This is a genomic window from Aromatoleum petrolei (assembly GCF_017894385.1).
GTDB lineage: Bacteria > Pseudomonadota > Gammaproteobacteria > Burkholderiales > Rhodocyclaceae > Aromatoleum > Aromatoleum petrolei.
Window position 1 is genome coordinate 2,879,721 of sequence record NZ_CP059560.1, and the last position, 25,345, is coordinate 2,905,065.

At 65.4% G+C, this 25,345-nt stretch carries 24 protein-coding genes; 13 read left to right on the plus strand and 11 right to left on the minus strand.

From position 1 onward, the window contains the following. Positions 1-25: 25 nt before the first annotated feature. The 6 genes from ToN1_RS13150 to hbdR all read left to right on the plus strand — a co-directional run bounded on the left by ToN1_RS13150 (position 26) and on the right by hbdR (position 6,320). Complete coding sequence (locus ToN1_RS13150; protein WP_169207780.1) at positions 26-1,057, plus strand: TRAP transporter substrate-binding protein; 1,032 nt, start codon at positions 26-28, stop codon at positions 1,055-1,057. A gap of 67 nt (positions 1,058-1,124) precedes the next feature. Continuing rightward, positions 1,125-2,696 (plus strand): 3-hydroxybenzoate--CoA ligase HbdA, encoded by a 1,572-nt coding sequence (hbdA, locus tag ToN1_RS13155; protein ID WP_169207779.1) that lies wholly within the window; start codon positions 1,125-1,127, stop codon positions 2,694-2,696. Between the two features lie 182 nt (positions 2,697-2,878). Beyond that, complete coding sequence (locus tag ToN1_RS13160) at positions 2,879-3,625, plus strand: SDR family NAD(P)-dependent oxidoreductase (RefSeq protein ID WP_169207778.1); 747 nt, start codon at positions 2,879-2,881, stop codon at positions 3,623-3,625. A gap of 50 nt (positions 3,626-3,675) precedes the next feature. Beyond that, the gene (locus tag ToN1_RS13165; protein ID WP_169207777.1) at positions 3,676-4,494 is read left to right on the plus strand and encodes an enoyl-CoA hydratase family protein; all 819 of its coding nucleotides are present in this window, start codon (positions 3,676-3,678) and stop codon (positions 4,492-4,494) included. Positions 4,495-4,776: 282 nt separating this feature from the next. Then, on the plus strand, positions 4,777-5,532 hold the full coding sequence (locus ToN1_RS13170; RefSeq protein ID WP_169207776.1) for an enoyl-CoA hydratase/isomerase family protein: 756 nt from the start codon (positions 4,777-4,779) through the stop codon (positions 5,530-5,532). 104 nt (positions 5,533-5,636) lie between these two features. Continuing rightward, on the plus strand, positions 5,637-6,320 hold the full coding sequence (gene hbdR, locus ToN1_RS13175) for an HTH-type transcriptional regulator HbdR (RefSeq protein WP_169207775.1): 684 nt from the start codon (positions 5,637-5,639) through the stop codon (positions 6,318-6,320). 66 nt (positions 6,321-6,386) lie between these two features. Here hbdR and tmpT read toward each other — a convergent pair whose 3' ends face one another. From tmpT to ToN1_RS13195, 4 genes are all read right to left on the minus strand, one after another. Next, complete coding sequence (gene tmpT / locus ToN1_RS13180; RefSeq protein WP_169207774.1) at positions 6,387-7,025, minus strand: thiopurine S-methyltransferase; 639 nt, start codon at positions 7,023-7,025, stop codon at positions 6,387-6,389. 48 nt (positions 7,026-7,073) lie between these two features. After that, positions 7,074-7,976 (minus strand): fructosamine kinase family protein, encoded by a 903-nt coding sequence (locus ToN1_RS13185; protein ID WP_169207773.1) that lies wholly within the window; start codon positions 7,974-7,976, stop codon positions 7,074-7,076. 31 nt (positions 7,977-8,007) lie between these two features. Further along, the gene (locus tag ToN1_RS13190; RefSeq protein ID WP_169207772.1) at positions 8,008-8,421 is read right to left on the minus strand and encodes a bacteriohemerythrin; all 414 of its coding nucleotides are present in this window, start codon (positions 8,419-8,421) and stop codon (positions 8,008-8,010) included. Between the two features lie 129 nt (positions 8,422-8,550). Next, a complete protein-coding gene (locus ToN1_RS13195; protein WP_169207771.1) occupies positions 8,551-9,963 on the minus strand; it encodes an MFS transporter in 1,413 nt (470 codons plus the stop codon). Between the two features lie 274 nt (positions 9,964-10,237). Here ToN1_RS13195 and ToN1_RS13200 point away from each other — a divergent pair, with 274 nt between their 5' ends. From ToN1_RS13200 to ToN1_RS13210, 3 genes are all read left to right on the plus strand, one after another. Then, positions 10,238-10,648, plus strand: coding sequence for a hypothetical protein (locus tag ToN1_RS13200; RefSeq protein ID WP_169207770.1), 411 nt, complete (start codon positions 10,238-10,240; stop codon positions 10,646-10,648). Positions 10,649-10,662: 14 nt separating this feature from the next. Then, positions 10,663-11,181 carry a glycine zipper family protein gene (locus ToN1_RS13205; RefSeq protein WP_169207769.1) on the plus strand — a complete coding sequence of 173 codons (519 nt, stop codon included), beginning with the start codon at positions 10,663-10,665 and terminating at the stop codon, positions 11,179-11,181. 205 nt (positions 11,182-11,386) lie between these two features. Then, positions 11,387-13,501 (plus strand): AAA family ATPase, encoded by a 2,115-nt coding sequence (locus ToN1_RS13210; RefSeq protein WP_169207768.1) that lies wholly within the window; start codon positions 11,387-11,389, stop codon positions 13,499-13,501. A gap of 41 nt (positions 13,502-13,542) precedes the next feature. Here the strand turns inward: ToN1_RS13210 and ToN1_RS13215 are convergent, their stop codons facing one another. Both ToN1_RS13215 and ToN1_RS13220 read right to left on the minus strand, forming a co-directional pair. Next, positions 13,543-14,118 carry a class I SAM-dependent methyltransferase gene (locus tag ToN1_RS13215; protein ID WP_169207767.1) on the minus strand — a complete coding sequence of 192 codons (576 nt, stop codon included), beginning with the start codon at positions 14,116-14,118 and terminating at the stop codon, positions 13,543-13,545. Positions 14,119-14,327: 209 nt separating this feature from the next. Further along, positions 14,328-14,543, minus strand: coding sequence for a DUF3079 domain-containing protein (locus tag ToN1_RS13220; protein WP_169207766.1), 216 nt, complete (start codon positions 14,541-14,543; stop codon positions 14,328-14,330). Between the two features lie 245 nt (positions 14,544-14,788). Here ToN1_RS13220 and trmA point away from each other — a divergent pair, with 245 nt between their 5' ends. Together trmA and ToN1_RS13230 are read left to right on the plus strand one after the other, a co-directional pair. Further along, the gene (trmA, locus tag ToN1_RS13225) at positions 14,789-15,883 is read left to right on the plus strand and encodes a tRNA (uridine(54)-C5)-methyltransferase TrmA (RefSeq protein WP_169207765.1); all 1,095 of its coding nucleotides are present in this window, start codon (positions 14,789-14,791) and stop codon (positions 15,881-15,883) included. A 203-nt stretch (positions 15,884-16,086) separates the two neighbouring features. After that, positions 16,087-17,715 carry a methyl-accepting chemotaxis protein gene (locus tag ToN1_RS13230; RefSeq protein ID WP_169207764.1) on the plus strand — a complete coding sequence of 543 codons (1,629 nt, stop codon included), beginning with the start codon at positions 16,087-16,089 and terminating at the stop codon, positions 17,713-17,715. Between the two features lie 20 nt (positions 17,716-17,735). Here ToN1_RS13230 and ToN1_RS13235 read toward each other — a convergent pair whose 3' ends face one another. Both ToN1_RS13235 and ToN1_RS13240 read right to left on the minus strand, forming a co-directional pair. Then, complete coding sequence (locus tag ToN1_RS13235) at positions 17,736-18,101, minus strand: hypothetical protein (protein WP_210147806.1); 366 nt, start codon at positions 18,099-18,101, stop codon at positions 17,736-17,738. 235 nt (positions 18,102-18,336) lie between these two features. Beyond that, positions 18,337-18,789: a hypothetical protein gene (locus ToN1_RS13240; protein WP_169208920.1), complete on the minus strand. Its 453-nt coding sequence runs from the start codon at positions 18,787-18,789 to the stop codon at positions 18,337-18,339. Here ToN1_RS13240 and ToN1_RS13245 point away from each other — a divergent pair. Beyond that, the gene (locus tag ToN1_RS13245) at positions 18,788-19,123 is read left to right on the plus strand and encodes a hypothetical protein (RefSeq protein ID WP_169208919.1); all 336 of its coding nucleotides are present in this window, start codon (positions 18,788-18,790) and stop codon (positions 19,121-19,123) included. The genes ToN1_RS13240 and ToN1_RS13245 overlap by 2 nt on opposite strands. A 1-nt stretch (position 19,124) precedes the next feature. On the opposite strand, the gene ToN1_RS13250 is transcribed toward ToN1_RS13245, so the two are convergent. Beyond that, positions 19,125-20,504 carry a stage II sporulation protein M gene (locus tag ToN1_RS13250; protein ID WP_169208917.1) on the minus strand — a complete coding sequence of 460 codons (1,380 nt, stop codon included), beginning with the start codon at positions 20,502-20,504 and terminating at the stop codon, positions 19,125-19,127. Positions 20,505-20,513: 9 nt separating this feature from the next. Next, on the minus strand, positions 20,514-21,656 hold the full coding sequence (locus ToN1_RS13255; RefSeq protein ID WP_244860761.1) for a DUF2345 domain-containing protein: 1,143 nt from the start codon (positions 21,654-21,656) through the stop codon (positions 20,514-20,516). Positions 21,657-21,709: 53 nt separating this feature from the next. On the opposite strand from ToN1_RS13255, the gene ToN1_RS13260 reads away from it, so the two are divergent. Further along, entirely contained in the window at positions 21,710-22,798 is a 1,089-nt protein-coding gene (locus ToN1_RS13260; RefSeq protein WP_169208903.1) for a formylglycine-generating enzyme family protein, read from the plus strand. A 44-nt stretch (positions 22,799-22,842) separates the two neighbouring features. Here ToN1_RS13260 and ToN1_RS13265 read toward each other — a convergent pair whose 3' ends face one another. Continuing rightward, positions 22,843-25,311 (minus strand): hypothetical protein, encoded by a 2,469-nt coding sequence (locus ToN1_RS13265; RefSeq protein WP_169208904.1) that lies wholly within the window; start codon positions 25,309-25,311, stop codon positions 22,843-22,845. Positions 25,312-25,345 lie beyond the last annotated feature (34 nt).

Below are 25,345 nucleotides of genomic sequence, written 5' to 3' on the forward strand. Positions count from 1 at the left end.
CCCTTCATTCCAAGGAGGAGACGCGATGAATACCGGAAAACTGCTCAAGCCGCTGCTGGCGGCCCTGCTGTTCGCGGGCGGCGCCGCCCAGGCCCAGTCGGACAAGGTCGTGACGCTGCGCGTGCATCACTTCCTGCCGCCGTCGTCGAACACCCAGGTGAAATTCCTCGAGCCGTGGTGCGCCAAGATCGGCGCCGAATCGGGCGGACGTCTGAAGTGCCAGATCTACCCGGCGATGCAGATGGGCGGCACGCCGCCGCAGCTCTTCGACCAGGCCAAGGACGGCGTGGCCGATATCGTGTGGGCGCTGCCGGGCTACCAGGCGGGGCGTTTCCTCGTCACCGAAGCGTTCGAACTGCCGTTCATGGGCAGCTCGGGCGAGAAGTCGAGCCGCGCGCTGTGGACCTATGCGACCAAGAACGCGCGCGACGAATACAAGGGCGTGCGCCCGCTGGTGTTCCACGTGATCGCTGGCATGGCGCTGCACACGACCACGAAGCAGGTCAAAACCATGGCCGACCTCAGCGGCCTCAAGCTGCGTGCGCCGACGCGTCTGGCAACGCGCATGCTGAGCGCCCTCGGCGCGACCCCGGTGCCGATGCCGGTGCCGATGGTCACCGAAAGCCTCGCCAAGGGCGTGATCGACGGTGCCATGATCCCGTGGGAGGTCGTGCCGGCGATGAAGATTCAGGAAGTCGTCAAGTTCCATACCGAAACCGACCCCAGCCTGCCGCTGCTATCCACGTCCGCCTTCATCCTGGCAATGAATCCGGCGAAATACGACAGCCTGCCGGCGGACCTGAAGCAGGTCATCGACGCCAACAGCGGCCCCGAGGTGTCCGCGTGGGCCGGCAAGATCTGGGACGACGCAACGCTGACGGGACGGCAGGCCGGCGTCGAGCGCAAGAACACGTTCTACACCGTGCCGGCCGAAGAGCTGGGCAAGTGGCAGAAGGCGTCCCAATCGGTCACTGCGGACTGGGTCAAGGAGGTCAGCGCCAAGGGCTATGACGGCCAGAAGCTGCTGGCCGAGGCTCGGACGCTTCTTGCGAATTGAGGCGCGGGCGCCCCGCCCGAACCCCGGGATGCCCGCCGGGGAACCCTTTGGTCGTCCTGGAGTAGACATGAGTTTTGACAATACCGCGCGCTGCGGCGCGATGAACGCCGCCGACGAGATCATCGGCCGCCCCCTCGCGCTGGGTCTCGCCGACCGGCCCGCGATCGTCGGCGCCGGCCGTTCCGTCACCTACGGCGAACTCGATGCGATGGTCAATCGCAGCGGCAACGCGATGAAGATGCACGGCCTGGCGCGTGGCGAACGCGTCCTCTTCCTGATGGACGACTCGCCCGAGATGGTGGCGGGCTACCTCGGCGCGATGCGCATCGGCGCCGTCGCGGTCGCCCTCAACGTGCGGCTCGCGCCGCGCGACGTGCGCTACGTGATCGAGGACAGCGCCTGCCGCCTGCTGTTCGTGGATGCCGAATTCGCGCACCTCTATCAGGAGATCGCCGCCGAGCTCGCCGCCCCGCCGCAGGTGATCGTGCGCGGCGCCGCGCCGCGCGTCGGCGTGCCGCTCGAGGACTTCCTCGCGGGCCAGGCCGACACGCTGGCCTCGACGCCGGCGGCGCCCGACGACATCGCCTTCTGGGTGTATTCCTCGGGCACCACCGGGCGGCCCAAGGCGGTGATGCACACGCACGCGTGCGTGCTGATCGCCGACCGCATGGAGGCCGAATACTTCGGCGTGGGCCCCGGCGACCGCATTTTCGCCACCTCCAAGATGTTCTTCGGCTGGGCGCTGGGCCATTCGTTGATGGGCGGGCTGCGCTGCGGCGCGACGGTCATCATCGCCGCCGGTTGGCCCGACCCGGTGCGCATCATGGGGGTGGTCGACACTCACCGCCCGACGCTGTTCTTCAGCACCCCGGTGATGTACCGCAACCTGTTGCGCGAGGGGGCGGGCGACAGCGAGGCCTTCCGCGCGGTGCGCCACTTCCTGTCGGCCGGCGAGAAGCTGCCCGAGACGCTGTACCAGTCCTGGCTCGAGGCAACGGGCCAGCCCCTCATCGACGGCATCGGCGCCTCGGAGACGATCTTTCTCTTCCTCGTCAATGACGGGGCAGCGCAGCGGCCCGGCTCCTGCGGCAAGCCCGTGCCCTGGGCGGAGGTGCGCCTCGTCGATGAGGCCGGCGCGGATATCGTCGAGCCGGATGTGCCCGGGCAGATCGCGATCCGCATGTCCTCGCAGTTCAGCGGCTACTGGAATCAGCCCGAGCAGACGAGGAAGGCCCTGCGCGACGGCTGGTATTTTCCCGGCGACATGTTCAGCTTCGACCGAGACGGTTACTGGTACCACAACGGCCGGGCCGACGACATGCTGAAGATCTCCGGTCAGTGGGTGAGCCCGTCCGAAATCGAAGGCTGCGCGATGACCGCGCCCGGCATCGCCGAGGCCGTCGTCGTCGGCGTGCCGCAGGAAGACGGGTTGACGCGGCTTGTGCTGGTGGCCGTGGCGAAGGATCCGTCCGCGAGCCATTCCCGCCTGTCCGCGCAGGTGCAGGACACGCTGATGGCGAACCTGTCGATCTACAAATGCCCGCGCACCGTCCGGTTTGTGGACGAGCTGCCGCGCACCGCGACCGGCAAGATCCAGAAGTTCCGCTTGCGTGAGCTGCTCAAGGCGGGGCGGCTGTAGGACGTCCATCGCCCGATCCCGACGGAAATTTGTGTAAAGGGCTTGACTAGATTTATTGAATGAACGAACATTCATTCAACTACTGACGGAACCGGAAACGGGGCGCTGCAGCAAACAGGTAGCGGGGCGACGCAAGCGAAGGCGCCCCGGGATGCGAATGACTGGTGAATGAGGAGACAGACATGAACCTGCAAGGCAAAACGGCCGTCGTCACGGGCGGCGCATCGGGGATCGGCCATGCGACGGCGGAGACGCTGGCGCGGGCGGGCGCCAAGGTCGTGATCGGCGACATCGACGCGGCCAAGGGGGCGGCCGCAGCCGGCCTGCTCGCGGAGCAACACCTCGACGTCGATTTCGTCCGTCTCGACGTGACCGACATGGACTCCATCCAGGCCTTCCGCGACGAGACCTATCGCCGTCATGGCCAGGTCGACATCGTCGCCAACGTCGCCGGCTGGGGGAAAATCCAGCCCTTCATGGAGAACACGCCCGACTTCTGGCGCAAGGTCGTCGACCTCAACCTGCTCGGGCCGGTCGCCGTGTCGCAGGCCTTCCTGCAGCAGATGGTCGAGCGCGGCTCGGGCAAGATCGTCACCGTGTCGAGCGACGCCGGCCGCGTCGGCAGCCTCGGCGAGACCGTATATTCGGGCGCCAAGGGCGGTGCGATCGCCTTCACCAAGTCGCTCGCCCGCGAGGTCGCGCGCTACAACATCAACGTCAACTGCGTGTGCCCCGGCCCGACCGACACGCCGCTGCTGCAGGCGGTGCCCGAGAAGCACCGGGAGGCCTTCGTCAAGGCCACCCCGATGCGCCGCCTCGCCAAGCCGTCCGAGCTCGCCGACGCCGTGCTGTTCTTTGCCAGCGACCGCGCCAGCTTCATCACCGGCCAGGTCATCAGCGTCAGCGGCGGTCTCACGCTTGCTGGCTGAGTGACTGTTCATTCGAATTCCCAAGCGCAATCCACCTCCAGGAGAATCACATGTACAAGCTCAAAGCTGCCGAATGGCGCCCGGAACACTTCAAGTTCGACGTCGTCGATCGCGTTGCCACCATCACGCTGAACCGTCCCGAGCGCAAGAACCCGCTCACCTTCGAGAGCTACGCCGAACTGCGCGACACCTTCATCAAGCTGCAGTACGCCGAGGACGTGCGCGCGGTCGTGATCACCGGCGCGGGGGGCAACTTCTGCTCGGGTGGCGACGTGCATGACATCATCGGCCCGCTGACGAAGATGGACATGAATGGCCTGCTCGCCTTCACGCGCATGACCGGCAACCTCGTGAAGGAGATGCGCAACTGCCCGCAGCCCATTATCTCCGCGGTGGACGGCATCTGCGCCGGCGCCGGCGCCATCATCTCGATGGCCTCCGACCTGCGCTACGCGACGCCCGAGGCCAAGACCGCCTTCCTCTTCGTGCGCGTCGGCCTCGCCGGCTGCGACATGGGCGCGTGCAGCATCCTGCCGCGCATCATCGGCCAGGGGCGTGCCTCCGAGCTGCTCTACACCGGCCGCTCGATGAGCGCGGAGGAGGGCCGCGCGTGGGGCTACTTCAATGACATCGTGCCGGCCGAAAAAGTGCTGGCGAAGGCGCAGGAGCTGGCGCTGTCGCTCGCCAACGGCCCGGCCTTCGCGCATTCGATGACGAAGAAGTGCCTGCACCAGGAATGGAACCAGACCATCGAGCAGGCGCTCGAGACCGAAGCCGAAGCCCAGGCGATCTGCATGCAGACGCAGGACTTCACGCGCGCCTACAACGCCTTCGTGAACAAGCAGGTGCCCAAGTTCGAGGGCAATTGATGTGTCGGCGCACCGGGCGGCCGTCCCCGCGGCTCGGTCGCGTCATGTCGTACGGCCGCGCGTGGTGCAGCCAGGCGCCGGCCGTTTCCCGGGGCGTCGCGCAAACGGCCAAAGCGACCGTGCAACGAACTCTCCTCCGATGTGCGCAGAGGCCGGCGACGCCCTCTTTTTCCCTCAACCCGGCACCGATACCCGTTCGGGCTGAACCGCCGACGCCCCGCGCCTTCGACAGGCTCCGGACGAACGGCTGGAAGAACGCCCGCAGCTCCCGAGGATACCCCAATGATTTCGCTGAGAATCGATGATTCCGTCGCATCGGTCACGCTGTGCCGTGCGCCGGTCAACGCGATCAACGAGGAATGGATCGAGGCGTTCGACCGCATCCTCGCCGAGCTCGAGCATACGCCGCGCGTCAACGTCCTGTGGATCCGCAGTGCCGAGCGCGCATTCTGCGCCGGCGCCGACCTCGACGTGATCGGCTCGCTCTTCGCCACCGCCGCCGGGCGCGAGAAGATGATCGCCATCACGCGGCGCATGCAGCAGCTCTACGCCCGCCTGGAGCGTCTGCCGCAGGTCACGATCGCCGAGATCGGCGGTGCGGCAATGGGCGGAGGCTTCGAGCTCGCGCTCGCCTGCGACCTGCGCGTCGTCGCCGACACCGCCAAGGTCGGACTGCCCGAAGCGCGCCTGGGGCTGCTCCCGGCGGCAGGCGGCACGCAGCGCATGACGCGTATCTGCGGCGAGGCCGTCGCGCGGCGGTTGATCCTCGGCGCCGAGGTCGTAGCCGGCACGAACGCCGTGAAGCTCGGCTGCGCACACTGGGTCGCGCCGGCGGCCGAACTGGAAACCTTCACGCGCGCCCTCGTCGCGCGCATCGCCGCACTGCCGCCGCGGGCGCTGGCGGAATGCAAGCGCTGCATCACGGTGGCGGTCGAGGGCGGTCAAGACGGCTACGAAGTCGAACTCGCCGGCAGCGCGGCGATGCTCGCGGACGGCGAAACGCAGCAACGCGTGCGCGCCTTTCTGAACGGTCATTAAGGCGGGGTCGCAGGCGAAGCGGAAACCCGGCCCCGCCGGTGGCACAATACGGACGTTCGGCCCATGCCGGACGTCGTGGTAACGGTTCACCTGAGGGAAGGGACATGAGTTCAGCAGAAAGCGTCAAAAGCGTGGTCAGCGACCCGAAGCTGGTCGAGGAGCGTCGTCACCAGATCATCATCGCGGCCACCAAGCTCTTCTCCGAGCAGGGTTACTACACGACGACCATTCTGCAGATCGCCCGCGAAGCGAAGGTCAGCACCGGCCTCATCTACCAGTACTTCGGCGACAAGGACGACATCCTGTTCCTGACGCTGAAGAACGTGCTCGACACCTACGAACACGACATCCCGCTTCAGCTCGAAGGCCTGACGCATCCGGTCGAGCGCCTGTGCCGCGCGGTGTGGGCCTACTGCGCGGTGGTCGATGCCCAGCGCGAAGCCACGGTGCTCGCCTACCGCTCGACCAAGTCCCTGCGTGCGGACCGGCGCGTGCTCATCAAGGACGGCGAGACGCGCACCAACCGCATGATCGAGAAAACGATCCGCGCCTGCACGACGGGCGGCTTCATGCGGCCCGTGAACGAATATCTGCTGAGCTACCAGATCGTCAATTTCGCCCATGCCTGGGCGCTCAAGCACTGGGCCTTCGACGACCGCTACACCCTCGCCGAATACGTCGAGGAAGGCCTGCAACTCCTCGTCGAGCCCTTCCTCACCGCCAAGGGCAAGACCGCGCTGGCAAAGATCGCGAAGAGCGCGGACGCGCCGCAGCACGAACCGGGCTGACGTCGCACGGCGCCGGCGCGCGCAGCGAATAGGCCCTGCGGACCGCCATCGCGGCCGCCGACCCGTTCAGCCCTTCCTCAACAGCCAGACGCTCTCCGTGGCCGGGCACTTGCCCTTGAGGCCGCCGGCGACGTCGATCTGGGCGAGCCGCGTCAGGTCGAAGCGGTCGGCGTAGTGCTGCCGTACCTCGTCCGCGTCGATCGAGAACGGTGGCCCGGCGTGCTGGCGCTGGTCGTATTCGAAGCAGATGAGGAGTTGCGGCGCCGCGAGCGTGATGGCGGCGAGATGGGCCGTGTAGCGCGGACGCATGGCGGGCGGCAGGGCGACGAGGGCGGCACGGTCGTAGACTGCATCGACGGGGCCGAGCAGTTCCGCGGTGACTTCGAAGATGTCGCCCACATACACGTCGAGATCTTCCGTCGAGTAACGCTCGAGTGCGCCGACGCGTGACACCGTGGGTTCCACGTCGAGTTCGGCGAAGAGCTGCTGGATCGCGAGCGGGCTCAGTTCGGCGCCGACGACCCGATGGCCCTGAGCGAGCAACCAGTGGATGTCCAGCGTCTTGCCGCACAGCGGCAGGAAGATGCGGCTGCCGGGCGGGAGCCCAAGCGCATCGAAGTGATCGACCAGTAGCGAATGGGCCTCACTGCCGTGGAAGCCGATTTCGTTGCGTTCCCATTTTGCGTGCCAGAAGCTGGCGTCCATGAACAGGCTCCTGCGGTGAGGGTGTGGCGTGCGGGATAGTGTATTGAATCAGCGCAGCAGCGCCGCCGCCAGCGTTCGCATCATGCGTTCGGCCTGGCCGAGGTAGCCGCGGCCGAAGAGGTTGAGGTGGTTGAGGATGTGGTACAGGTTGTACAGCGTCTTGCGCAGCTCGTAGCCGTCGGCGGGCGGCCAGGCGTTGCGGTAGGCGGCGTAGAAGGCGGACGGGAAGCCGCCGAAGAGTTCGCTCATCGCGAGGTCGGCGTCGCGGTCACCGCGATACACGGCGGGGTCGAAGATGACGGGGGTGCCATCCGCGGCGATAGCGGCGTTGCCGTTCCACAGGTCACCGTGCAGCAGGCTTGCGCGCGGGCGGTAGTCGAGGAACAGGGAGGGGATGCGTTCGAGAAGCTTGTCGGCGTCGCGGCCGAGGGCACCGGCGTAGCCTTTCGCGCGGGCCAGTTGCAGTTGCGGCACGAGGCGGCATTCGACCAGGAAGCGGGCCCAGCCGTCGTGCAGGGTGTTGTGCTGGGGCGTGGCACCGATGTAGTTGTCGCGCGTCCAGCCGAAGCGCTCGTCAGTGTTGCGGTGGAGTTCGACGAGCGCTGCGGCGAAGCGTCGGCCGTCTTCGGCGCTGGCGAGGGGGCGCAGTTGCACATGCTCGAGCAGCAGGAAGGCTTCGCTGTCGGTGGCACCCCAGGCGAGCGGGCGTGGCACGCGGAAGGCGTCGCAGGCGGCGAGCGCGGTGAGGCCGTCGGCCTCGGCCTCGAACATCGGCAGCGCGGCCGCGTCGTTGAGCTTGAGGAAGTAGGTCCGGTGACCTGCCTGCACCTCCAGCGTGCGATTGATGCAGCCGCCGCCGACCGAGTTGAGCCGTGCGCCGACGAAGTCGATGCCGCTGGCGGCCTGGAGCGCGCGGGCGAGGCGGTCGTCGGGAGTGTGGGCGGGCGTCACGGGCGGAGCTTCCAGGCGAGGCCGGCGCGGGTCAGGCCGCGGCGCGGGTATGGTGTGCAGCGATGCTGTCGACCAATTTCCGGTCGGCGACAGTCGTGTGCATTGCGAACCAGTCGAACATGAAGTGCGCGAGCTCTTCGAGCGGGGCGCTGTCGGTGTAGAACAGGTTGGTTTCATGTTCCAGCCGGCGCAGCAGCCACGCGTGTTCGTCGCGATGCTCCTCGTAGCCCGGATAGCCGACGTCGAGCATGAGGTTCTCTTCGCTGACGAAATGGAATTCGGCGTACTTGCGCACTTCGAGCAGCAGGCGCATGGCCTTTTCTTTCGGGCAGTGGCGCTCGGCTTCCACGGATACCGCACGGATGAGATCGATGAAGGTGCGGTGCTCGGCGTCGATGCGCGGATGCCCGACCTCGAATTTGCTGTCCCACTTGATGTCAATCACGTCCTTCTCCGCCTGGCGAGTCGGGGGGGCGCGCGCGCCGTGCGGCGGGACCCGCGTGGCGGGCTGCCCCGGCCGTATCCTAACCGAATACGGGCGCGGGGGCAGCCGGGAACGTGTCTGCGCGGCCCGTCAGGCGCCGGGGCGCGCGCCGCCGACGGCGAGGGACGGCGCGGGGGCCGCCGCTTCCGGTTCGGCGCGCGGCGACGTGTGCAGTCCCGGGATGTGGCGTTTGACCATGGCCAGCGCGAGGAAGGTGAGGACCATGGCGCCGCCGAGCAGTGCGAGGTAGCTGTCCGCGCCGCCCGAGGTGATGACGGCGGCGCCGGCGAAGGAGCTCAGAATCGCGCCGAGGCGGCCGAAGGACAGGGCCGAGGCGGTGCCGGTGGCACGCATCATGGTCGGATAGACGTAGGCGCACAGCGCGTACATGGTGGCTTGGACCGCGATCACGAACATGCCGTGCACACCCAGTCCGATCATCAGCCAGGTGGTGTTCGTCGCGAAGTCGACACCTTGCAGCATGAAGGCGCTGGCGGCGGCGCCGAGGCTGGACAGGATCAGCGGCCAGCGCGAGCCGTAGCGCGTGATGGCCAGCGCGCAGCCGAGCGAACCGATCACGCCGCCGAGGTTGTACGCGGTGAGGCCGGAGCCGGCCAGCGCGGCGGGCAGGCCTTCGGTGGCGAGCATCGTCGGCAGCCAGCTGAAGGCGGTGTAGGTGGCGAGCATGACGAGGAAGAAGCCGACCCAGATCGCCAGCGTGTCGCGCGCGCGGCCGTTCTGGAACAGGGCGGCGAAGCCGGCGCGTTGCTCGGCGCCGGTTTCCGCGGCATCGACGAAGGCCGTGTCGGGAGCCGCGGGGCGCTCCATGCGTGCGAGCAGGCGGCGCAGTTCCGGCCAGCGGGCCGTCTTGCGCGCGAGATAGCGCGCGGATTCGGGCAGCAGCGCGAGCAGCACGAGGCTATACGCCACCGGCAGCGCGCCGCCGATCCAGAACAGGCCGCGCCAGCCGAGCAGCGGCAGCACGGCGCCCGCGAAGAGGCCCGCGAGCATGCCGCCGAGCGGGTAGCACACGATGGTCGCGGTGACCGCGAGGGTGCGGCGACGGGCCGGCGTGAACTCGGCGGTCATCGTCGAAGCGGTCGGCAGGGCGCCGCCGATGCCGAGGCCGGCGAAGAAGCGCAGCACGGCGATCGCCGTGACGCCGGGGGCGAAGCCGATCGCGATGGTCGCGGTGCCGAACAGGAACACGCTGGCGACGAGCACCAGGCGGCGGCCGATGCGGTCCGCGACGATGCCGGCGCAGGCGCTGCCGACGGCCATGCCGACCAGGCCTGCGGCGACGGCGGGCGCAAAGGCGGCCTTGGTGATGCCCCATTCCTTGATCAGGGCCGGGATGGCGAAGCCGATGAGCTGCCCGTCGAAGCCGTCCATCACGATTGCAAGAGCGGCGAGCATCACGACGAGCCGCTGCATCGACGTGAATGGCCCGTAGTCGAGTATTCCGCCGATATCGACGGGCGTGGACGAGGACTTCTGCTGCATCGGTGTGTCTCCGGTGAATGGCGGGCTCGCTCCGGGGGCGGGCGATCCGTTTCGACGAAAACGATACTATTTTGATTGATGGACAGCAAGCTGTTTGTATCACATCGATAACGCGCGCCCCCGGCAACGCGTGCACATGCGTGCGGGGCCGGGGTATCGCGTGCGGATGAAAAAATACGTCACACTCGGACGGGAATTCCTTTGCGTGATTGTGGTCTTTTGGATGGGTTCGCACGTTGAATGGACGTGTCATCCTCTCCACAGGGAGGCCACCATGAAATACCTGAGACTTGCGCTTGCGGCGGCCCTCGCGCTGGGCGTCGCGTTGCCGGACGTGGCATCCGCCGATCGCGGCCGCATCGCCCGGCATCACAGCCACTCGCGCCTGGGCGTGCACATCGGCATTCCGCTGTTCTGGGGCTGGCCCGGCCCGTATTACGGTTATCCGTACCGCTACTACGAGCCCTATCCCTACGTCTACCCGCCTTATTACGCCTATCCGCCGATCGTCTCCGCGCCGTCGTCGCCGCCGACGTATATCGAGCGCGAGGATGACGACGCGGACGGCAACGGCAAATCTGCCGGCAATTACTGGTACTACTGCGACCGCCCCGAGGGCTATTACCCTTACGTCAAGGAATGCCCCGGCGGGTGGGAGCGCGTCGCCCCGCGGCCGTCGCGTTGAGGGAGGATCCGAACATGAAGAACCGTTTCCGTTTCATTCCGCTCGCGGCGGTTGTCCTCACCGCGGGTTGCGTGTCGATGCCGTCCGGGCCGAGCGTGCTCGTCCTCCCCGGAACCGGCGCGAGCTTCAACGAGTTCCGCGCCGACGAATCGGCCTGCCGCCAGTATGCGTATGAATACATCGGCGGCCGTTCCGCGGGCCAGGCTGCAGCCGATGCGGGCGTGCGCAGTGCGGTCGTCGGCACGGCGATCGGTGCGGCGGTGGGGGCCGCGGTCGATGGCGGGCGCGGTGCGGGCGTCGGTGCCGGCACCGGGCTGCTGATCGGCAGCGCCTCGGGCGCCGGTGCGGTCGAGGTGTCCGGCTACGAGGCGCAGCGGCGCTACGACCACGCCTACGTGCAGTGCATGTACGCGAGCGGTCATCGCGTACCGGTGTCGGGCCGCTATTCGCCCGGCCGCGCGGACCGCTATCGCAGCACGCCTCCGCCACCGCCGGCCGGCACGCCCCCTCCGCCGCCGCCGGGCGTGCGCTGACCGGCTTCGACTCCGGACGGTCCGCCGCGGCTGGGCGGGGTGATCGTTGAGCCTGCGTTCAATACTTCACGCCGGGCCGCTGCGGCCGCTCGCTATGCTGGAGCCTCCCGGCGTCGGCCAGCGAGTCCGACCGGGCGAGCACCGCTGCACCTGCGGCCAATCCAGGCGCCGCCGCGCGGAGGTGCGACCGTAGCGGAGGACCGCCATGCCTGCTGAGTCGAATTCCCGCACCGATGCCCCGGCCGGCGCCTGGCTCTGGCTGAGGAAGTCTGCCAGCCGCCTGCAGGACTGGTTCGTGATCCAGTCCATGCTGGTGAAGGTCCTGCTCGTCGCGACGGCCGTCCTCATCCCCCTCACCGGCATCCACTCGATGATGCTCGCGCAGAAGCGCGCGGCGCTGGCCGAAGAGGTCAAGGCGATGGCCGTCGGCGGCGGGCCGGGGGCGGGCGTGTGGACCTTCGACGAAAGCGTGCCGGTCGTGCTCGGCAGCGGTTCGGTGCTCGGCTTCCTTGATGCCAATCAGGTCGAGCGCGTCACGGTGATCTACGAGCCGCTGATGTGGAACCTCTCCGAGCGCATCATCCTCGTGCAGTCGCGGGGGCAGCAGCACGCCTATTACCCGAGCGACCTCGAGACGAAGATCTTCGCCGACAAGGCGGTGTCCGCGCCGTGGTCGGCCCGGCTCGCCTTCGTGCCTCGCGCCGAACTGGGCGAGAACGCGTTGAAGGTGTTCGAACGCCTCGACCAGCGCTTCGCCAACGGTCGCCCGCGTTCGGCCGACGACGGCTGGCGCTCCGCGCTGAGCGGGGTGCTGTCGACGGCGCTGATGCTGGGCCTGCTGGCCTTCCTGTTCATGCAGCTGCGCGGGCAGTTCAAGTCGCTGAAGTTCATCGAACCCGGGCAGGTGCGCGGTTCCATCGACGAACTGGTCGGCATGGATGACATCAAGGCCGAGGTTGCGCAGATCAAGGACCAGTACGCGCGGCGTGCGCTGTACGCCGAATACGGCATCCGCAAGCCCTTCAACGTGATGTTCAGCGGCCCGGCCGGCACCGGCAAGACCAAGCTCGCGAGCTACCTCGCGAAGGAGCTGAACCTGCCCATCCTGTTCCACTCCGCCGCGAACCTCGAGACCGGCTACGTCGCGGGCGGAGCGAACACCCTCAACCGCATCGTGTCGATGGCGAAGCGGCGCAAGCGCTGCATCGTGTTTCTCGACGAGGCGCAGGATCTCTTCATGAAGCGCGGCGGACGGCGCAAGTTCGACGACGATACGGCCAATACGCTGCTCGCGGTGCTCGACGGCGTGCGCAGCAAGGACGAGGCCGAGATCATCTGGATCGTGGCGAGCAACTTCAACAGCCAGACCATGCAGATGGACGAGGCGATGCTGCGCCGTTTCCAGATGAAGGTCGATTTCCGCCTGCCCAACCGTGAGGAGCGCTTCGCGATCATCCAGCACTACCTCGCCCAGCGCGCCGACAAGGTGCTTGCCGGCCTCGACCTGAGCCATCTCGTCGGCGTCACCGAAGGGCGCAGTCCCGCCGATCTCGAGACCATCGTCAACCAGGCCGGCATCACGGCGGTGCAGGCGGGCGAGATGATAGGCGCCGACACCCTCATGCAGGCCGCGGAGCGGGTGCTGGTCGGCAACGTCAACTCCAGCACCACCGACGAGCGCGAGCGCGACCGCCGCATCATCGCCGTGCACGAGTGGGGCCACTTTCTCGTCGATCTGCAGCGCGAGCGCGAAGTGACGAACGACGACTGGGACCGCATCCTCGCCGACATGAAGACGATCAAGATCTCGCTGAAGGCCATCCCGCGCAGCAACGCGCTCGGTTTCGTCTTCCACAAGCAGGGCACCAACCTGCTCAAGACCAAGGGCGACATCGAGCACGACGTGCGCGTGCTGCTCGGCGGCATGGCCAACGAGGAGCTCTTCTTCGGCGAGGACGGCACCACCAACGGCGCCCACAACGACATCACCCGCGTCACCCAGCTCTTGCATCACGCCGTTGGTGAGATGGGCATGTACCGCAAGACGCGCCTCAACTTCGGCGCACTCACGAACGACGGCCAGGGGCCGAGCCGTGCGCTCGACGAGGAAACGCGCGCCATCATGGAGGCGCAGAGCGAGCGCCTGTATGGCGAAACCAAGGTGCTCCTGGCGGCGCTCAAGCCGCTCACCGAACATCTGGCCGGAAAGCTGATGGCGGCCGGCGAGATGGGCCTCGATGAGGCGCTCGCCGAGATCCGGCGCTTCGAGGCGGCGCGCGCGGCAGTGGGAAAGGGGGAGGGACTGCGCGCTGCCGGATGAGGCCACAAAGCCGCGTCGCGGGACGGGGGATGGCGCGCCGCTCAGGACGCGAGCCGCAGTTCCCAGATCCCCGCCGGCGGCGTGTTGCGCCAGATCACCGAGGTTCGCCGCCAGCGCAGGTGGCGCGGTGCCGGAAAGGGCGCGCGCGGATGGTAGGTGAACTGCACGAGCTTGCGTTCCGGGCTGTGCGCGAGGAAGCGGCACAGGCTGTGCGCGGTCTCGTGCACGACATGCGCGGGCAGCGAGCGGAACGGCAGGCTGGACACGAGGACGATGCGGCCGGGGTGATCGTACAGCGAATCCACCACCTGCCGTGCCGTCGCCTCGCGGACGTCCGCGGCCGGGTAGCGATGGCGCAGGCGTTGTGCGAGGGCGGCCTGCAATTCGACCGCGATCAGCGGAACGCCGGGCAGTTTCGCCAATAGCGCGTCGGTGACCGGGCCGGTGCCTGCCCCCAGTTCGACCACGAGATCCGCGCCGTCCGCGGCACTCGCCAGCGCATTTGCGAGCGCGCGCGACGACGGCAGCAGCGTGCCGGTCGAACCCGGATCGCGCAGCATCGCGACCAGCAACTGCAGGCGTGCGGAGGGGGTGGCGAGGCGGAACATGGATGCCATCTTAGTCAGGCCTTCCTGTCCGTGGGTGGATGCTTGCGTGTGGAGTTGTAACGGCGCGCGGTGGCCACGCCGGTGGGGCAGGCGCGACGCGGAGCGACGCCTGTGCTGCAGTGTAGTACCGCAGGAGCGTTTTTACGCGCGAATACCCGGGCAGGTGCGGGCGCTTACGGCCGCGCGTGGCCGAGCCGAGGTCGCGGGCGGCGTGTCTTTCAGCGGCTTGCCGGTTCGGCGGGCTTCTGCGGCTCTTCTGCCACGTCCAGCCCCCAGTCGCCGTATTCGTACCAGTCGTCGCCGAGCATCTCGGCGGGGTGCAGGGTGCGGCCCGAGCCGTTGCCGCAGGCGAGCGAGTCCGCCGGGCAGTACTTGTCGCAACCCCAGCAGATGCGCTCGGGGTGCTTCGGATGCAGGGGAAACTTCTTGGCCATGTCGGGGAGCCTCGTGACCGCTTGGAATGCGGATTCTGGAAATGTCCGACAATTTTACTCGGTCATGGTTGGCTGGCTTTGACGTCCGTCAAAACCGGTCGGCGCGGCTGCATCGTGCGCGCGGGCGGCGTATAGTCGCGTCTCCGCGAGAATTCCCCGCGACGACCCCTCATCGATCCTTCGGCGCCCGCGTCCGCCGCTCCGCCCGGAGCGCTCCCGCACGGCGCCACCGCCGCCGAATCAAGATGTCACTGCCCAGCTTCGACCCCGCCGAATACGCTACCCTGCTCGCCGACAAGGCGGCCCGCTTTGCGAGCGACTTCGCGCCGCTGGGGGTGCCCGCTCCGGAAGTGTTCGCGTCCGAGCCCCTGCATTACCGACTGCGCGCCGAGTTCCGCATGTGGCACCACGGCGACGGCCTGGTCGACTATGCCATGTTCGCCCCGGACGACCCCAAGACGCCGGTGCTGCTCGACGACTTCCCCGCCGCGGCGGCGCCGATCTGCGCGCTGATGCCGCGCCTGCGCGACGCTCTGCGCGCGAACGGGGTGCTGCGGAAGAAGATCTTCCAGGTCGAATTCCTTGCGACCTTGAGCGGCGAACTGATGGTGAGCCTGGTCTACCACCGCGCGCTCGACGCGGACTGGGAAGCGGCCGCGCGCGCGCTCGCCGCGGAGCTGGGCGTGCAGGTCATCGGCCGCAGCCGCAAGCAGAAGATCGTGCTCGATCGCGACTGGCTGCTGGAGGAGTTCGAGGTCGACGGCCGGCGCCTGCGCTATCAGCAGATCGAGGGCAGCTTCACGCAGCCCAACGGCGGCGTGAACCGCCAGATGCTGGGCTGGGCGCGACGCCAGGTCGCGAGTGTGGGCGGCGACCTGCTCGAGCTTTACTGCGGCAACGGCAACTTCACCATGGCGCTGGCGCCGCTCTTCGACCGCGTGCTCGCGACCGAAGTCAGCAAGTCCTCGGTGCGCGCCGCGCACTACAACATCGAGGCGAACGGCGTCGACAACATCACGATGGTGCGCATGTCGAGCGACGAGATCAGCGACGCCTTCGCCGGTGGGCGCGAATACCGGCGCATGAAGGACGTCGAGCTCGCCGGCTACCGCTTCTCGAGCTTGTTCGTCGACCCGCCACGCAGCGGCCTCGACGACGCCACCGTCAAGCTCGCACGCGGCTTCGACCGCATCCTGTACATCTCCTGCAACCCGGTGACGCTGCGCGACAACGTCGCCGCCCTCGCCGACACCCACGAAATCTCCGCGGCGGCGGTGTTCGATCAGTTCCCCTACACCCACCACGTCGAGGCCGGCCTGCTGCTGACGCGGCGCGGCTGATCTCGGTGGCCGTCGCCCCACTGGCGTCTTCCGGCACCAACGCGAATCACGGTCTACGATGAATAGCCCCCCGGCATGATGCCGGGGGGCAGTCCGTCCCCGATGTCGTCGCGGGGATGCGTCCTTCCTGTGTCGGGTCGGGCGCATCTGCGCAGCGACATGGACGGCAAGGCCACAAGAATCACAAGACGAGGGCGAACGTCATGGCATGGTTCGACAACATCAGTCTTCGCGCCAAGCTGCTCATCAGCCTGGGTGTTTCCTGTGGTTCGTTGATCCTCGCGATCGCCTTCTGTCTCTACCAGCTCGACAGGATCATCCGCACCTCGGACGAGATCGCGGATGCCTGGCTGCCCGCGGTCCAGCTCGTCGGCCGGATCAGCCAGGAGCGGCTGCGCTACCGCGTGCGCAGCCTCGAGTTCATGCTGCCCGGCAGTCCCGCGGAGAAGGCGAAGATCGAGCAATCCCTGTCCGAACTCGACGCCGCGCTCGGCAAGGCGATCGACGAGTATGAGCGCCAGGACATGTCGGAAGCGGAGAAGCGGCTCCTCGGCGACATCCGTGGCGCGGTCGCGAACTACCGCGAAGCGGTGCGGAAGGCCGTCGCGCTCGCCAAGGAGGGGCGCGAGGACGAGGCTCAGGCGCTGCGCCGCGACGAGTGGGTGAAACGCGCGAACGAGCTGCGCGACAGGACCGATGCGCTGGTGCGATTCAACCGCGATGGTTCGGCCGCGTCGAAGGCGCGAATCGCCGCTTACGCGCAGGACGCCCGTGTGTGGACGCTGGCGGCGACGGCGATCGCCCTCGTGATCGCGGCCGGCGTGTCCTACCTGATCTCCCGCCGCATCATCGAACGAGTCCAGTCGGTGGCCGAAACGTCGCGGCGCATCGCGGGCGGCGACTTGACCGGAGCGATCGCCGGTGGCGGCCGCGACGAGCTCGGCCAGCTGATCCGGTCGATGCGCGAGATGCAGGAGTCTCTGCGCAGCGCGCTCGGGGAAACCCGCCGCAACGCCGACCGCATCACCGATACGTCGCGAGAGCTCGCCGGCAACGTCGAGCAGCTCGAACGCAGCGCAGGACAGCAAGCCGAGGCGTCGACGTCGATCGCCGCGAACATCGAGCAGCTCACCGTGTCGATCAACCACATTTCGGAGGCGACGACCGACGCGAGCCGGCTCGCGGGCGACTCGGACCGCCTCGCCGGGTCTGGCAGGACGAACATCGAGCGGCTCGTCGGCGAGATCCAGGGCGTGGCCGTGAGCGTCGAGCAGGCGGCCGACGAGGTGCGCAAGCTCGCCGAGCAGTCGCAAAAAATCTCGCAGCTGGTGGCGGTGATCAAGGACATCGCCGACCAGACTAACCTGCTCGCCCTCAACGCCGCGATCGAAGCGGCGCGCGCGGGCGATCAGGGGCGAGGCTTCGCGGTGGTCGCCGACGAAGTCCGCAAGCTCTCGGAGCGCACGGCCCACTCGACGACGGAAATCGCCGCCACCGTCGGCTCCATCCTGTCAGCCACGCGCCAGGTGGTCGACGGCATCCAGTCGGGCGTCCATGCCGTGAACACCAGCGTCGGTCACGCGCGCGACACCGGCGCAGCGATGGCGCTGATTCAGGACAAGGCAATGGAGGTCGCGACGGTCGTTGCCGGCGTCGCCGACGGCCTCAAGGAACAGACCGCGGCGGCCAACGACGTGGCCCAGCGCGTCGAGCAGATCGCGACCAACGCCGAGGCGTCAAGCAGTGCGACGTCTAGTACTGCGGCCTCGGCACGCACGCTGAGCGGCATCGCGGAGGAGATGCAGGGCATGGTCGGGCGCTTCCGCGTGTGACGTGCGGCCGCCTGCGGACTTCAGCGCCGGCGGGCCGGTGTGCGCCGGGCCGGGGCGGGTGGGTCGGGGTGGTCGGCGTCCTGCAGCGGATAGGAATCGGCGAAGTAGGCCGGCCCCTTCATGATCAGCACGATCACGGCCCCGATCGCCAGCACGGCGACGCTGCTGAAGGTCAGGCCCAGGATGCTGAGGCCGATGATGTCCGCGGTGGTGATGCTCGCCGTAGGATCCGGGCCGATGCCGGCCCACGCCATCAGGCGGGCGAGCGCCGGCGCGAGGGCGGCGATCAGCGTACCGCCCGCCAGCACGAAGGGGAGTCGTACGAGCAGGCTGCGTTCGAACGCCGTCGAGACGGCGTTCCTGTCGGGGGATGCGGGGGAGTTCATGGCGACTCCTTTGGTTCTGGTCGGGGTTTGACGCTGGGGGGAGCGGATGATTCCGTTTTCCCGCGACAACGCACTCCGACCCGAACTCGATGAGATGTGTAATGGAGCGCGCCTACTGGGGGGCAGCCGCTGCGACCTGCGCAAATAGTGCGCGGATTGATACCTCGGCTAACGGATGCGCGAAACCGACCGCCACCCACACAGTCCCTGCGTACTGCTATTTGTCGTCTCAAGCTCAATCGCGGTCCCCATTCTGGAGCAATACGGGTTTCCCGGAACGACGTTCTATTTGATAAACGAGGTAGACATGGAGGTAAAAGCCGCAAACAACCTTTGAGAAGAACCATAGAAGGAGTGGCAGCCCAAGTACTGCGAGTACCAACAGCACTGCCTCGATACCTCCGGTGCTATCAGCGACCCGAGAAATCGCATAGCCTGCGCTGGCCAATGGTGCGATCGCGACAAAAAGTTGTGTTCCATGCCGATGCCACAGGCGTCCCAGCAGAGTCTTGTCAGTGACGGGCGGCGCATCGAGATTGGTTTTACACTCCGACCTCAGGGCAACATGGTCTTCGAACTCGATAAATTCGTGCTCGACATACCCCTTTGCGGTGACTCGTCGTCTAAGATCCCTTAGGTCAAGCCAGCACCACAGCGTACCTGCGAACACGATGGCACCCCATTGCATGAAGCTGACCTGGGAGGGGTGGGGTATCAGTAGGAAATATGCAAGTCCAAGAGTGCCGAAAACAATGAAATACGGCGAGATTGCCAATAGGCCCATAGCTATTGCCCAGCTGATGACTCGTCGAATTTCGATGCGAAAAAGGCTGGCAGAAAAAAGACAAGCTCCTGCTATTATTCCAGAGGAAGCAAGCGTGATTGAGGGCGTGGTGTCCTGTCCTAGCTCTTCGCTGAATATCCAGAGTATTGCTGAAGAAAATAGACAGGATATCGGCCAAAATAACGAAAGGGCTTTGAATAAGGCCGAATCGAAAGTTTTCCTTTTTGCGCGTCGATGACTCATGGCATTCCCCTAAGGAGCATCTCGTCGACGGAAGATTGATAGTCATGGTAGTCGGTGGAGAATTTGGCATCGAGATAGGCTGCTCCGGCTCGTGCACCGTGCGCTAATTTCTGAGTTACGCCGAGTCGTGCATCGAACCAGGCCAGCCCTAATCCAACGCCAATTGCCACAAGCACTGCGCCAATTATCACTACGCCGCCAAGAATTGCGCCGGCACCAAGGGCAGCGCCGATATGTAACGTCCACATGGATGAAAGTCCAGCAACGAGGAACGAGCCGATCCATGCACCAAGCGCAGCCCAGGCTACGTCGGTAAAGATCTTTGCTCCAAGATCGAAGAAATCTCGTTTTGACCGACCACTTGTTGGATCGCGCGCTTCATAGTCGGCAAGCCATTCGGCTACGTCGAGGCCGATCGTGAACATCACAGCCCAACCGGGGGCGCCTTTGAAACTGCCTTTGGACGCATCCCACGCGGCCTTGTGCGCGCCTTTAAGCGTACCTGCTCCGGCACTGATGGCAATGATCTTGCTGTTTTCAGAAAGGTAACGCGTGCCTTTCATGTGCTCGCGCAGTTTGTGGTTTCCCTTGAAAATGATGTAGGCCTTGTCCTTGACCTTCGTAATCAGGAACTTCTGCGCCCACAGTTCTCGTATCCAGGCCTTGTTGCTGTCGAAAAACGCGACGGCGCCTGTGATCTGCGCCCACAGCCAGTTTCGCGTCATCAGTTTCCTTGTGTCGATGGCAGTTTCCTCGCCACCTTTCTTAAAGAAATCGGCGAGATCATCCGGTAACGAACCAAGATCCCGCCTGACCTCCAATACATGCATGGTCTCTGTCGATCCTGAGGCACTGCGGCTTGTTCCCGCATCGGGGGTAGTGGAATCGACCACCACGATCATAGGAGCCGGTTTTGTTTTCGGGTCCGATCCATAGGGGAAGGCATCGAATACGTTTGGCTCAAAGCGGCCTGCGACCTCATCGCCCCGCTTGACCAGCAACACCCCGTTGAATTCGCGTCCGACCCAGAGATGTAGTTGCTCACCATCCTGGAAATGGACTTTCTGTTTCAGTCTGGCTTCAACCAGTTTCTTGTCCCGGGCATTATAGAAGTCGCGTTGGGAAAGGATCGATTCGTGCGGACGGCCGGCCGATGCCGCTCTCAAGACCGGGTTCGGCTCGCTCTCAACGGTATACGTCGAGCCCGCCTTCATCTTGAACTGCAGGATGACGTCCCGGTGTTTTCGCAGGATCACCTCAACCTTATCGTTTGACCGCCAGCAGCGAACGGCCTCGCCGGGCAGGTCAATACAGACGCGCTGGTACGCAGTTTCAGGCGTCGCTTGACGTTTGGATGGTTCCGCAAGCATCTTCATTTTCATTCCTTACGTGCGACGACGCGGCTGGCGTCCATTAAAAGGCCCTAGTGGGACGTTCCTAAGAATTGTCTTGCCGGTGGCGTCCAAAGTCGCTGCCTTGCTAGACCCGTCGTTGAAGGACAAGGCAATCTGTTCTCCTGCGGCGGGCTGGCCATCAGCATCGAGATAACGAATTTCCATGTCGCGCTTGAGGCGCAGTTCGTCGACCTTGGCAGCATGCTCGGCGGTTTCAATGCTCGCTGGTCCGGTCAAAACTTTCTGCGAGGCTTTGAGTTTGACTGCGCCGGGTGCATGCAACTGGATGTTGCCGCCCTCGATCCTGAGATATGCCCCCTGTGCTGTGGCGAGAATGTGCATCTTGGCGCTGGCGGACAGCGCGGCGTTGGTGCTGGCGACGGTCACCCGCTTGTCGGCGGCGGCGCTGAGTCTGCCGCTCTGGCTGTGCACGCTGACGCGCCCGCTGGCGGCATGCAGGTGGATGCCGGTTTCGGTGTTGGGTTTCTGCCCTCCCGGCGCCTTGCCGATGGTGAAAAGCGCGAGGCCATGCGCGATCGCCATGGCGTGATTACCTTGGCTGACGAGCTGGGCGTCGCCCGACGCGGTGACGAGGTGTTCCCCGGCGGCGAGGATGAGATCTTGCGGGGTGAGCTGGGCGATGCCGGCGGGGGCGCTGTACTCGATGCGGGGGGCGGACCAGGCGGGGACGGTGCCAGTGCCGCCGCCAGCGGCGAGGAAGCTGCCGCGGTTCTCGGCGTCGTCGGTGCTTTGGCGTTCGGCGGTGCTGCGCAGGAAGTCGAGGGCGCGGTCGAGCGAGGTGGTGGCGGGGCGGCTGTCCGGGGCGTCGCCGGGCAGGGCGGCGTGGTGTTGGTGGGCGGTGGCGGCGAGGTCGTGGGCTTCGTCCGTGCGCTCGATCGCCTCACGGCTGGCGTTGCGGGCGTTGCCGCTCTGCTGCTTGTGGTGGCCCAACTGCTGGCGGGTGTCGTGGGTGGTGGTAGAGAGCTCGATGCGCGGTTCGTTCGCGGTGTCCGGGGTGCCCGTGCCGTTGTTGAGGCTGCCGATGACGACGGCGCGATCAATTTTGCCGTGCCGGAAGGCGATGAGCAGTTCCTGGCTGGGACGCGGGACGAAGTTGGGTGGGCGACGTTTCACAGTGATGTGCGATAAAATGCAATAAACATACGCATGCTATCCCGGAGAAATGAATGTCTCACGCCCCCGAGCGCACCTGCCGTCGGTTCACCGCTCTGACGATTCTTGCGTGCATCGCCCCTGGGATTTCCGTTTCAGCCCCCGGGGATTTCTCCGCATTGCCGCGCACGGAGTCGCCCAACCTCCGCAAGGTCAAGCCACCGAAGCATCCCCGTGTCCTGAACGAGCACCTGCCGCGAGACGAGATTGAAAAACTGCCCCTTCCCAAGCAACCCCCAGCACTGACCGCGGCGCTGCTCGATCTGGAAAAGGGGAGCCTCGACGAGCGCATTGCGAAACTCAAGAAGAAGGTTGTGGGCGATCTCGTGTACGTGCGCGGCGGAAGCTTCATGCGCGGAGATTTTCATGTCCAGGCTGGCTTGAGTGCGAGCTTCACACCCAATCTCGACGATAAACACGTCAAGAAGATCACCCTGAGCGACTTCTGGATCGGCAAGTACAAGGTCGCCTACGCTGAATTCGATGTATTTACGGATGCCACGGGACGCAAACGGACGGGGATGGAGCACGATGCCAAATTCCGGCATCCGCTTCTACCTGCGGGTGCCTACTGGCAGGAGGCCAAGGATTACTGCCAGTGGCTGGGGGAGATTAGCGGTTACCCGTTCGATCTGCCGACCGAGGCGCAATGGGAATATGCGGCACGAAGCCGCGGGCAGTTCTTTGCAACGGCCACGGACAATGGACATCTGGAGTACGGCCGGAACACGCCGCGCCCATCACAAGCTGAGGCGCTTGCATCTCAATACGTCCAGTCAGGCTCGCGCTATCCAATCGGGCTATATCCGCCGAATCCGTTAGGTCTTTACGACATGGCTTACCTCGAATTTGAATGGGTCAATGACTGGTATGCCGAGGATACATACGAGAAAGCGGCGCCGCGCGACCCCGGAGGCCCAGAGAGCGGAGAGCAGAAGGTCATGCGCAGTTGGTACATCTGGAATGGGCAAGTCTTGGGAACCAACCTCTGGCGCAAGTTCGAGAAATTGATTCCAGATGGAACAGAAGTCTTCGATAGACTTGTGCCAAGCGCAACCAACAGTTCCCCTACGCTGCGCTGTGCGATTAATTCGACGCGATGAATGCCCCTGCGACATCCAGAAAGGATGCGTCACACTAATAATGCTTATGAATAAAACCCGCCGGCGGCCGACGCGTAAAGTGGATGATCATCGCGCATGTTCCGCTGGAGGGCGTAGGCGACCGTGTCGTTCCCTACCGCTACGTAACCGCGGGTTGGTTCGTCCTTGAGCGATGCATGGACTTTGTCGTACCAAGCTCCGAAGTTGCCAGCCATAGCGATTCGGTCTGCCCCACTCCCCAATGAGTGTCGAGCATTCGACAGTTGCAGGGCATTGAAGCCCGTCTCGTCCAAGTATTCGTATAAGTCGGTTTCGTGCGTCGTCATGCCCGGCAAATCCAGGCCGGAAGGCCCTTCCACGGCGAAAAACGCCTTGAGTTCGGAAAAATTCCTCTCGAAGCTGCCCTTGCTCCCGTCTGCGCTGATGTGCTGAATGACATTCTCAATATCCGATTTCAACTGTGTCTGCCGAAGGATAGAGAGTACGGCCTGTTTCTGCGTACGCAGGTAGCTGCTCCCCAGACCCGGTTCGGTGGCGATGCTTTGCCAACGGTGCCGCGTCAGCTGGTAAATAAGCATGCCCTTGGCTTCAGGCGGACTGAAGCGGGTTGCGGCAGGTTTTCCTAGAATCTGTTTGCCGAGCGCATATGAATTTTCGGCTCGTTGATAGGAGAGCTCAATGTCTCGAAATACCTTCGCTAATGCATTGCCGCCGACAAGAAAATACTCTTCAACCTTTTTTCCTTGACATACCATCAGATAGGTCAGGTGCTTCAGTGCCCTAAAGCCCTGCTCGGAAATGATCACGAGATTTCTGAACCCCACGTGCAGCAGGTTGTAGTAGATCCAGTACATGAAGCTCGCCAGCTGCTTCACGCCCACGGCGAAGCTAACAGTCCCTTCGGCCCCGACACCGAAGCAGATCCCCGCGTGAGCGGTGATACGGAAGACCCCGTCGACATAGTCGACCATCCATCTCGCACTCGCACCAATACCGGCCTGGCCCTGGATTTCCGGCGCAATGCTCGCCATGACTTCGAACTCTTTCTGCTCGTTGTGCGGATTGCGCCACTGAAGGGCGCCCTTGAGTTCAAGACCTCCCTTGGCGCCCGCGAAAAACTCGACCTCCGCTGCGGCCGAGGCGACGTTCTTCCACGCATCGCCCTGCCCATTGACGTCGATATTGCGGGCTCGGCGGGTCCTTCTGCCCTTGCCCGAGAGGCGGGCCGCCCTTCCACGTTTGCGCCTTCCATCCAGGTCTGCGACATCGACGTCCTTCATCGCGACTTCCAGTGAAAGCTCTCCTGCGAGGCAGACGCCGATCACCCCCTTGAGCTCGGCCGCGGCGACGACGCGCACGGCGCCCATGTCGTAGGGCTTGCGGGGCATCGCCTGGCCTTTCGATATTGCCGCGATCTGTTCGATGTCGAGCAGGTAGAGCATCACACCCTCTCTGGAGGGCAGGTAGAGACTGGCGCCCGCCTTGCCTTCGGCGAAGGCGATTTCGGCGCTGCCTTCCGCCTTGACGCTCACGTTGCCCTGGAGAGGGGCGATCTCGCCCGACAGGCTGGCGCCGCTGAAGTACCGCATCGCGGCGGCCTCTGCGCCGAGGTCGATATCGCCGATCGGCGTGTCGCCGAAGACGAGTTTTCCCTCCTTGCTGAAGGTCGCGCTGGCGTTCCAGTTGGCTAGTGCCTCGGGTCCAAGCGTGCCCGTATTACTGATCTCAAGGGTGCCGAAATTCTTGCTATCGACCTTGAGCTTCATGACCTGCTCGCCGAGGTACTGCCGCATTTTTGTGCGGTCGATCTTGCGCTGGCCGTTTGCGTCGGTCTTATAGACGTCGGCCCATTTCATGGACTGTTTGTCCTTGAACCTGGGCCAACGCGCCTTGAGCTTGTCCGAACTGAGCACGCGCAGAGGGCCCAGGCCTTTGTAGCGTGCCTCCTGCATGAAATGGTCGCGCAGCCCCGCCCCTGTCTTGAAGCTCCAGGCCGTCTTCAGATCGGTTCCGTCGCGCTTCCACTGCCCGTCATCGGCGCCGCGTTCGAATCTGGCGGGACTCGCATTGTTGCCGTCGAGCAAGGGAATGAGTTCTATGAGCTTCTTGCCGTTGCCGCCCAATCGGTCGAGCGGCGCGAGCTCCTTGCGCAGCGATTGGGTCGCCTCTTCTCGCCACTGGATCGCGAGTGCCTGTGCCTGCTCGGCCTGCTCGATGGTTGCGCGATTCACGGAGCGAGGTCTTGCGGCTAGCTCTCGCGCGATGACGCTCAGCCGTTCGTCACAAACGGCAAGCACTTCATTCGCGAGCATCTGTTCGTGCATGAGGCGATTCCACTTGTCGAACTCATTATTCAGTGCGGTCGTGTCGCCGGCAGGAACTCCGATCACTTCGCCAGTATCGAGCCGCAGATAGGCGTTGGGGGTGGGCGCCACCTGCGCGTAAACCTGGCTGCCGGGCGTCGTGTTTGCGGTGCCGGTCTGGAGGGCCGTGAGCGTGGATCCGTAAGACATGGTTTGAGGGATTTCAGGTCTGGTGAGAGATCGG